The following is an 8,509-nucleotide window of genomic DNA, read 5'->3' as shown; positions in this document are numbered from 1 at the left end:
TACACCTTGCCTTACACCGTAGCTACTGTTCATGATTTCAATAGCGCCTTCTCTACCTGGCATCAGACAATCGCCTTTTACCTGAACTCCATTCTCATCATATAAAAATAAATACGCTGGTAATGACCTTTTCATAATCTCCCGTCGTTATCAATAAAAAATGAATCTGTATACTGTTTGCCGTTTAGGCCATAATAGATGTTGTATTGATAACCATTTCTCAATTTAAATTTAAAACATGTGTTGGGGTAGGATGCATTTATTCCTTTATCGCTTTTAATAACTGTGTGGTTGCCTTTTGGATAATAGTAGATAGTGTAATATTCTAACGCGTCATTTTTATTTACACTAAAGCACAGAGTATCTCCATGAATGAAGATGCTACGCTGGGAAGGGCCCGGCTTACCTCCCGGACAACCGGAAAGAAGAATGATTAAAGGGAAAATGACGAGTCTTTTCATCCAGGGAATCCTTTCATGACGGATTTGTATTTATGAATTAAATCATAAAGAGATTTTTTTGATGTATAATCACGATATTCATATAACCCTCTGTTATTTTCGAAGCCATAATTAATCAATAGCCAATAATCACTGGCGATTGATGCCTGTTGCTCTAACCCGTAATGGAGGAAATCTGCTTTGTCCAGACTGTAGCTATAATCAGCGAAGCGAGAAAATAAACCTCTTGCCCTGACAAACATACCTTTTTGGGTTTGCCACGCATGAACCATTTCATGCATGAATCTATGTTTCTTTGCGAGATCTCGCTCTAATGAAAAATCTGGTGAATAGGTTTCTTCTCTGAACCATAATTCACCGTTGGGGGTCATGGCGACATCAACGGGTTGAAGGTTAAAGGGTAAGTAACTTTCACGGTGTACCCAAATCCGACTATAGTTAAGGCTTTCGCCAAAAAGCGTTTTCGCCAGAGCGATCTCACCAATTGTTAGTTGTCTTACGCCACCTGGGTTTATCGCCGTTCCTGATGTCGGCCTTATTCTTTCATCTACTGGCATTCAATATCTTCCTGGTCCATTATTGATATTTATATCGATACTACGCCTGAATTTAATGAGTAAGAAAAAGGAATTTACGCGAAGACTCTTAAAGTTACAGTAACTAGAGTGCGTTGAAGTTATTGCAGGCGCCACTGGCCAACATGTATTATTAGTGGCGTCAATATCAACGGCAGTGTGAAAAATAGTAAAAGAGAGCGTGTTATATAAGATATATAAATGAGTTGTTGAATGGCATATATAAATAGCATGGCGAGGAATAAAACGCGTTCTGAAAACTAACAATGAGTTTTAATCGTTTCTCCCACCTGCCGCGGGCCGGTTTCTTGCTGCAATCCCCTCAGCCACCACGGGTTTTAGCTGGTTAAGACCCCGCATGCGTAGGTCCGCCTTCATATCGTTTTTCCCTTTCTTCAGCTCATTAATCTGGCGCTGCCTGCTGTCGAGGCCGGGTGTTTCCCGCTATGATGAGCGGCTGATTTAAGGAGAACGTATGGTCTGGATAATGCTGGCAACGCTTGGCGTGGTGTTTGTGGTCGGATTTCGGGTGTTGACCTCTGATTCCCGCCGGGCGATCAAACGCTTAAACGAACGACTGGGGATCACGCCGGTTGCGATTGAGTCGATGATCGACCAGTTTGGTAAAACGGCTGGAACCGAGTTTATTCGCTACCTTGAGCGTCCTGATGAGGCCCATCTGCAGAATGCCGCGCAGGTGCTGCTGATCTGGCAGGTCTGTATTGTTGATGGCAGCGAAGAGAATCTGCTCAGTTGGCACCGCCTGCTGCGTAAAGCCCGGCTTGCCGCGCCGATAACCGATGCGCAAATCCGCCTGACGCTTGGCTTTATGCGCGAAATAGAGCCCGATCCGCATGAGCTAAACGCTTTCCAGCTGCGCTACAACCAGCTCTTCCTGCCGGAAGAGGGGGTATTTTATCTTCATTGATATCATGAGTTATTGTGTTACCCGTTCTGTCTCGTCGTTGAGTTTCTCCATGAGATACGCTGTGGCTATCTGATAGCGCGTTGTAATAAGAGAAAAGCTGTCAAAGCGTTAAATTCGTCACAGTTTTGATGGTAGACTGCGTGGCTTTTCCGCACGTTTTTAGCTTCAGGTGACGTCATGACAGAACATATCAGCATCACGAGTAAATCGCAGACCAAAGAGATTTCACGGCCAAACTGGTCGGCGGTCTTCGCGGTGGCCTTCTGCGTAGCCTGTCTGATTACCGTTGAGTTTTTACCGGTGAGTTTGCTTACGCCAATGGCCCAGGATCTGGGGATCTCTGAAGGGCTGGCCGGTCAGTCGGTCACGACCACGGCGTTTGTGGCGATGTTTGCCAGCCTGTTTATTACGTCCGTTATCCGCACCACCGACCGTCGATACGTGGTGATCCTGTTTTCCGTGCTGCTGACGCTCTCCTGCCTGCTGGTCTCCTTTGCCAACAGCTTTTGGCTGTTGCTGCTGGGTCGCGCCTGTCTGGGGCTGGCGCTCGGGGGATTTTGGGCGATGTCCGCCTCGCTGACGATGCGCCTTGTCCCGATGCGGGTGGTGCCAAAAGCGCTGTCGGTTATCTTTGGCGCGGTGTCGATTGCACTGGTCATTGCCGCGCCGTTAGGTAGCTTTCTGGGCGGCGTTATCGACTGGCGTAACGTCTTTAATGCGGCGGCGGTGATGGGCGTACTTTGTACGCTTTGGGTGTTGAAGGTGCTGCCCGCTTTACCCGGCGAAGCGCCGCAGCAACAGCAAAATATGTTCGGCCTGCTGAAACGCCCTGGGGTGATGGCCGGGATGTGCGCTATTTTTATGGCCTTTGCCGGGCAGTTTGCCTTCTTTACCTATATTCGCCCGCTCTACATGACCCTCGCCGGTTTTGATGTTGATGGCCTGACGTTAGTCTTGTTGAGCTTCGGCATTGCCAGCTTTATCGGCACCTCGCTGTCGTCGGTCATCCTCAAGCGCTCGGTGAAGGCGGCCTTAACGGCTGCTCCGCTGGTTCTGGCGACAAGTGCGACGGTACTGGTGCTGTGGGGGGAAAGTCAGGTGGTTGCGTCGGCAGTGGCGATAATCTGGGGCCTTGCGTTTGCATTGATTCCGGTTGGGTGGTCAACGTGGATCACCCGCTCGCTCTCCGACCAGGCGGAAAAAGCCGGTTCGATCCAGGTGGCGGTCATTCAGTTGGCCAATACCTGTGGTGCGGCGGTGGGGGGTGTGGCGCTGGACCATTTTGGCCTGCTATCGCCGCTGGTGATTTCCGGCGCGTTGATGCTGTTGACTGGCCTGCTGGTGGCGATCAACGTTCGCGTGTAGTCGGGGTTGATAAAACCCCGGTCGTATGACTTTGAGCGGGGCAGGAGAGCGAACCTGCGGGCGTTAATCCCGCTAGCCCCGCCAGGGCGTCGCCATGTCCGGCGAAGCGGTGGTGGTTTGCGGGTTGGTCATGACATCCACTTTCTTATTGGCGGCGGCATCAATTTTAGCCTGGCGATCTGCCCGTGCCTTTTACTGGCTGACAGTTTTGGCCACCGGTTTTTCTACTTCAGTTTTCATTCAGGAGCGTTCACAGGCGCACAGGAACGGCAGGTAGACAACCTGCGCCAGCCAGCCGAGCCGGGTTGCGCCTTAGGCCTGGATAGCGTTGAGCATCGGGATAAACATCATCGGGTTCATGATAACCGGCGCGCCAAACAGGATTGGTTCATTAATCGTGATTACGTTTCCGGGCAGCTGATTTTATCGATGGCTGCCTGATAACCCTTCTGGTTATTCCGCTCTTTCGCCAGCGTAGCCTGGCGGACATATTCCTGGTTTTCCTGAGAGGCGAGGATTTTATTGGCAAAATCGGTATCGCTCAGGGGGGCCTTCGGGGCGCATTTTTCCTTCACCGCTGTTAACACCAGCTGCTTTTGTTGCTCGAACTGCAGGCTTTTCAGCGGTGATTCGGCCCAGGCCGTCGTCGCGCTGAGGGTGGTAACCAGGCACAATATCCAACACGCTTTCATGGCGCTTCTCCTCAAATAGTAGCTTCAGTCAACTATATGCGCAGGATGCGAAACACGCAAATTATCAGGAAGTTAAGTTGTTTAAAATCAGATGTTTGCTTTTTATGTTAACTGAACCCGGCGTCGGGAATCCACGGCGATCAGCACCACAGAGGAAAGAATCAGCAGCGTACCGAGCCAGTCCGGTAACGTAAAAGTGATGCCCAGTAGCATAAGCGACAGCAGCGCACTGCTCAGCGGCTCGGCGCAGCTGAGAATCCCCGCTTTCGCGCCGCCAATTTGCTGTGCCCCGTTTAAATAGAGGCTGAAGGTCAGCGACGTGCCGATCACCACCAGATAGAAGAAAGCCAGCAGCAGACCACCATTGACGACAACGTGGGTGCCCTGGCCGCCGAAGAACGGTAGCAGCATTGCCCCAGCCAGCAGCATGCTCCAGCCGACGATCGGCAGGGTGCCATACCGGGCGATGAGTGTTGACGGCCAGGTGGTATAAAACGCGGCCGCAAATGCCGACGCTACCCCCCAGAGCAGCGCCGACGGTGAAATGGACAACGTGGTGGGATTGCCGTGGGTGACCAGCAGGAACGTGCCTGCCAGCGAGGTCCCGATAGCGGCCAGCACCAGCGGCCCCGGTCGTGTTTTGCGGACCAGTGCAAACCAGGCGACGATAATGGTCGGCGACAGGAACTGCAGCACCGTCGCCGTCGCCGCGTTCGATTTCTCGATGGTCATCAGGAAGGTGTACTGCACGGTCAGCGCGCCAAACAGCGAGAAGAACAGCAGGCTGAAGGCATCTTTGCGGTTTTGCAGGACGCGGAAAATTTTGTCGCCGTGCACAAAAGAGAGCATCAGGAGAATCAGGCCAGCGAACAACAGACGCGTCATGGTCAGAAATGACGATGACATCTGGCTTTGCTGCATAATGTACTGCGCGCAAACGCCGGAACTGCCCCATAGCACCGCGGCTATCAGTACGTTCAGCATCCCTTTTTTGCTGGAGCCCATCTTTTCCTCGAATGAAATATCGCAAAGGGCGCATCATAGCATGAGCTGACGCGCAGAGGCGGGCAGGAAATGGTGGGGCCCGGCGTGGTAGCGATGGCCGGGTCCCGTATCGATTCGATGCTAGCTCAAATCGACGTTTTTACTGCCGAACAGCCAGGTAAAAGCGAAACCGCACAGGTAGGAAACGACCAGGCCTGCGGCGTAAACCGCCATGCCGGCGTAGATCCCGCTTGCGGAGGTCATCAGCGGTAACGCCACGAGGCCAGAAGGGCCAAAGACCGTATTCAGCCCCACCGGCAGGCCCAGCCATGCAATCAGACCGAGGAAAAAGCCACCGCAGGCACCGCCGATACAGGCGGTGATAAACGGCTTCATGCGTGGCAGGGTTACGCCTTAAATCAGCGGTTCGCCGATACCGAGAAAACCGGGAATGATCGCCCCTTTAATCTGGGTCCGCAGCATCGAGCCGTGCTTCGCCCGCCAGTACAGCGCCAGCGCGGCACCGACCTGTCCGGCTCCCGCCATCGCCAGAATCGGGAACAGCGAGTTAAATCCTTGCGCATCCACCAGCGCAAAATAGACCGGCACGAAGCCCTGATGGACGCCGAACATCACCGCCAGCAGGAACAGACCGGCGAGCACCGCGGAGCCAAACGGGTTGCCGTTGAGATGGAGGAACAGCCACGACATCCCGGTAAACAGCCAGCCGCCGATGGGCATAATCACCGTAAAGGTCACCGCGCCCATAATCAGCAGGGTGACTGCCGAGGTTAGGATCATATCGAGGTTGGCTGGCATCACGCGGCGTACCTGCTTTTCCACCCATGCGCCGAGAATCGCGGCAATCAGCACGCCGATAATGTTGCCGCGCGGGTCGATGCCGTGACCGAAGAAGGTGGTGATCCCGGAGAAGAACCCGCTGGTGGCTTCAGGGTTATAGCCGAGGACGAACAGCGACGCGATAATGGCGCCATTGACTCCGGAGCCGCCAAATGCCTTCTGCGCGTTATAGCCAATCAGGATACTCAGGAAGGTGAACATCCCTTTGCTGAAGACTTTCATGTAGCCGATTAGCGCCACCAACGAGGCGCTGGGATGGGCATTCTCCAGCACGAACATCTGTTCTGCCAGTGTCGCGAAGCCGAGCAGCAGGCCGACGGCGATAAAACCGGGAATCAGCGGGGTAAAAATAGTGGCGAATTTGGCAAGAAACTTCTGCACGCCGCTGGTTTGCTTGCTTTTCAGCGCCTGCTTTTTTTCTGCCGCCACTGCCGCCACTGCCGCCAGAGACGGCGCATCGGTCGGCGCTTCTTCCAGCAGTCCGTTCATCATTTCCGCGGCGGTTTGCGCTTTACCGGGGCCGAGCACCACCTGAAACTGCTCATCACTGACGATAACCCCCATCACCCCTTCAATCTGGCGGATGGCGGCGCTATCGGCGAGCTGCTCGTCACGTAGGGTTAAACGCAGGCGGGTCATACAGTTCCCCGCCTGGGCGACGTTTCCAGCCCCGCCAACATGCGTAAGGATCCGCGCTATCATCTCTTTATTTATTTTTGCCATGGCACGTTACCTGGTTGTCGGCGCTTAGGTGTTGCTCAGCGCTTTGCGGATAAAACCGTCATTTTTTGCCAGCAGGGCTGTTGCTTCTGCGGCGCTCAGATTCGCCAGCACCATAACAATGGCGGTTTTACAATGGCGAGCGCTGGCGTCCAGCGCGGCCTGCGCGGTGGCGCGATCGCAGTCGGTGGCTTCCATAACGATCGACACCTGGCGCTCGATCAGCTTCGCATTGGTCGCTTCAACGTCAACCATCAGGTTGCTGTAAACCTTACCGATGCGGATCATGGCGCCGGTGGAGATCATGTTCAGCACCAGCTTTTGTGCAGTTCCCGCTTTCAGACGGGTAGAACCGGTGACCACTTCCGGACCCACGACCGGGGTGATGGCCACATCGGCCAGGCGGGCCATTTCACCGTGCGGATTACAGCTGACGATGGCCACAAAGGCGTTCTGGCTACGGGCATACTCCATAGCGCCAATGACATACGGCGTACGTCCGCTGGCGGCGAGGCCAACCAGCACATCGCGGTTGCTGAAGTTAAGATTTTGCAGATCCATGGCGCCCTGCGCTTTGTTGTCTTCCACGTTTTCCACGGCGCTCAGAATCGCTTTATGGCCGCCAGCAATCACCCCGACCACCTGCTCCGGACGGGTACCAAAGGTCGGAGGACATTCGCTGGCATCGAGGATCCCCAGGCGGCCGGAGGTCCCGGCACCAAGGTAAATCAGGCGTCCGCCGGATTGTAACGCCGCGGCCACTTTATCGACGACCTGGGCGATTTGCGCTAAATAGGGCGCGATCGCGTGGGCCACCTGCTGGTCTTCCTGGTTAATGACCGTCAGCATCTCGACGGTAGACAGGGTGTCTATATTGGCGCTATTGGCATTGCGGCGCTCGGTCAGCAGCGCGCTCAGGTCGATACTCATACACAAACCTCATCATTCATCGTTAAGCCAGATTCTAAGGAATTAATTATTCCAATCATGTGAAGGTTATCACGATTAACGCTGAACAGATAAGAAGAGATTTGCAGGCAGGTCGGGAAGCGATGCAGTAACAAAATTGGAATATTTTATTACTGTATTCGTTCTTAACGGGTCGAGTGGTTTTTTGGCAGGCCGAAGAACAGGGCGATCAGATAGCTGATGGTCATCGCGAGGCTCATTTTCAACATCGTTTCACCGCCGTATGCCTGATGGCGGTGGCCTTCCTGCTCTCATGGCGGCTGAAAGCGGTGCCGCTGAAAAAGGTGGCGAACTAGCCGGTTGCCGCGATACGCGTCAGCGCCTGGCGCAGCATCGGCGTGGCGAAATCGATAAATTTCCGCAGCTTAAGAGGCGCCAGCCCGCGGGCGGTATACAGCAGGTGTACCGGCGCAGGCTCCGGCTCCATCTCCTCCAGTATCAGCGTCAGTTCACCGCACGCCAGACCAGCGATGGCCTGGTAGTGCAGCAGGCGCGCCACGCCGGCCCCCAGTCGCGCGGCATCGGCGGCGCTCTCCGGGGTGGTCACGCAGAGCACCGGCTGAAGCACCACGTGCCGATCTTCCGCCATCGTCGCCTTAAACCGCCAGCCGCGATAGGGCATCGGTGATTCAATATGAATGACTGGCAGCATGCTCAGCTCACGCGGGCACTGCGGGTATCCGTGTTTCTCCAGCAGCGCTGGATGGGCGCAGGTGACGATACGCATCTCACCCAGGCGGGTGGCAACCATGCCGCTATCCGGCAGGCTACCAATGCGCACCGCGAGATCGATATGGTCGTCGACCAGGTCGGCATTGCGATCGCTGAGCAGTAAACGGACGCGAATCTGCGGGTAACGTGCGAGAAAAGCGGTCACAATCGGTAATACATGCTGACGGCCAAACATCGTCGGTGCCGCAATCGTCAGCTCACCCTTCGGCTGCTGATATTCCC

General features: G+C 54.5%; 8 protein-coding genes and 5 pseudogenes. 2 read left to right on the top strand and 11 right to left on the bottom strand.

Annotated features, from left to right (window positions below):
- The 3 genes and pseudogenes from ACZAHD_RS19640 to ACZAHD_RS19630 all read right to left on the bottom strand — a co-directional run.
- Positions 1 to 135, bottom strand: a pseudogene (locus tag ACZAHD_RS19640) (Hcp family type VI secretion system effector); the annotation flags it as partial.
- Positions 132 to 461: a putative T6SS immunity periplasmic lipoprotein gene (locus ACZAHD_RS19635; protein WP_100684623.1), complete on the bottom strand. Its 330-nt coding sequence runs from the start codon at positions 459 to 461 to the stop codon at positions 132 to 134. The gene ACZAHD_RS19635 and the pseudogene ACZAHD_RS19640, both read right to left, overlap by 4 nt.
- Positions 458 to 1,018, bottom strand: a complete 561-nt coding sequence (locus tag ACZAHD_RS19630; protein ID WP_100684624.1) for a type IV secretion protein Rhs — start codon at positions 1,016 to 1,018, stop codon at positions 458 to 460. Before ACZAHD_RS19630 ends, ACZAHD_RS19635 begins: the two co-directional genes overlap by 4 nt.
- Positions 1,019 to 1,511: 493 nt before the next feature.
- On the opposite strand from ACZAHD_RS19630, the gene ACZAHD_RS19625 reads away from it, so the two are divergent.
- Both ACZAHD_RS19625 and nepI read left to right on the top strand, forming a co-directional pair.
- Complete coding sequence (locus ACZAHD_RS19625; RefSeq protein ID WP_100684625.1) at positions 1,512 to 1,964, top strand: DUF1198 family protein; 453 nt, start codon at positions 1,512 to 1,514, stop codon at positions 1,962 to 1,964.
- Positions 1,965 to 2,141: 177 nt separating this feature from the next.
- Entirely contained in the window at positions 2,142 to 3,329 is a 1,188-nt protein-coding gene (gene nepI, locus ACZAHD_RS19620) for a purine ribonucleoside efflux pump NepI (protein WP_462458257.1), read from the top strand.
- Between the two features lie 81 nt (positions 3,330 to 3,410).
- On the opposite strand, the pseudogene ACZAHD_RS19615 reads toward nepI, so the two are convergent.
- The 8 genes and pseudogenes from ACZAHD_RS19615 to ACZAHD_RS19580 form a co-directional block, all read right to left on the bottom strand.
- Positions 3,411 to 3,521: pseudogene (locus ACZAHD_RS19615) on the bottom strand (carbohydrate porin); the annotation flags it as partial.
- 48 nt (positions 3,522 to 3,569) lie between these two features.
- A pseudogene (locus ACZAHD_RS19610) lies at positions 3,570 to 3,725 on the bottom strand (hypothetical protein); the annotation flags it as partial.
- A gap of 5 nt (positions 3,726 to 3,730) precedes the next feature.
- The gene (locus tag ACZAHD_RS19605; RefSeq protein ID WP_462458256.1) at positions 3,731 to 4,021 is read right to left on the bottom strand and encodes a YicS family protein; all 291 of its coding nucleotides are present in this window, start codon (positions 4,019 to 4,021) and stop codon (positions 3,731 to 3,733) included.
- A 102-nt stretch (positions 4,022 to 4,123) separates the two neighbouring features.
- Positions 4,124 to 5,026 carry an EamA family transporter gene (locus ACZAHD_RS19600; protein WP_462458255.1) on the bottom strand — a complete coding sequence of 301 codons (903 nt, stop codon included), beginning with the start codon at positions 5,024 to 5,026 and terminating at the stop codon, positions 4,124 to 4,126.
- Positions 5,027 to 5,146: 120 nt separating this feature from the next.
- A pseudogene (gene murP, locus ACZAHD_RS19595) lies at positions 5,147 to 6,589 on the bottom strand (PTS N-acetylmuramic acid transporter subunit IIBC).
- A gap of 24 nt (positions 6,590 to 6,613) precedes the next feature.
- Entirely contained in the window at positions 6,614 to 7,516 is a 903-nt protein-coding gene (murQ, locus tag ACZAHD_RS19590) for an N-acetylmuramic acid 6-phosphate etherase (protein ID WP_462458254.1), read from the bottom strand.
- Between the two features lie 164 nt (positions 7,517 to 7,680).
- Positions 7,681 to 7,776: pseudogene (locus ACZAHD_RS19585) on the bottom strand (hypothetical protein); the annotation flags it as partial.
- Positions 7,777 to 7,847: 71 nt separating this feature from the next.
- Positions 7,848 to 8,509, bottom strand: a 662-nt coding sequence (locus ACZAHD_RS19580; RefSeq protein ID WP_462458253.1) for a LysR substrate-binding domain-containing protein, incomplete at its 5' end; no start/stop codon positions are given.

This window comes from Raoultella sp., assembly GCF_039594335.1.
GTDB lineage: Bacteria > Pseudomonadota > Gammaproteobacteria > Enterobacterales > Enterobacteriaceae > Klebsiella.
The sequence above is the reverse complement of the archived record's forward strand: the minus strand, read 5'-3'. Positions and strand labels throughout refer to the sequence as shown.

Bases quoted from the DNA above. Each gene is read 5' to 3' on its own strand.
- ACZAHD_RS19635 (WP_100684623.1), bottom strand. From the start codon at position 461: ATGAAAAGACTCGTCATTTTCCCTTTAATCATTCTTCTTTCCGGTTGT.
- ACZAHD_RS19630 (WP_100684624.1), bottom strand. From the start codon at position 1,018: ATGCCAGTAGATGAAAGAATAAGGCCGACATCAGGAACGGCGATAAAC.
- ACZAHD_RS19625 (WP_100684625.1), top strand. From the start codon at position 1,512: ATGGTCTGGATAATGCTGGCAACGCTTGGCGTGGTGTTTGTGGTCGGA.
- nepI (WP_462458257.1), top strand. From the start codon at position 2,142: ATGACAGAACATATCAGCATCACGAGTAAATCGCAGACCAAAGAGATT.
- ACZAHD_RS19605 (WP_462458256.1), bottom strand. From the start codon at position 4,021: ATGAAAGCGTGTTGGATATTGTGCCTGGTTACCACCCTCAGCGCGACG.
- ACZAHD_RS19600 (WP_462458255.1), bottom strand. From the start codon at position 5,026: ATGGGCTCCAGCAAAAAAGGGATGCTGAACGTACTGATAGCCGCGGTG.
- murQ (WP_462458254.1), bottom strand. From the start codon at position 7,516: ATGAGTATCGACCTGAGCGCGCTGCTGACCGAGCGCCGCAATGCCAAT.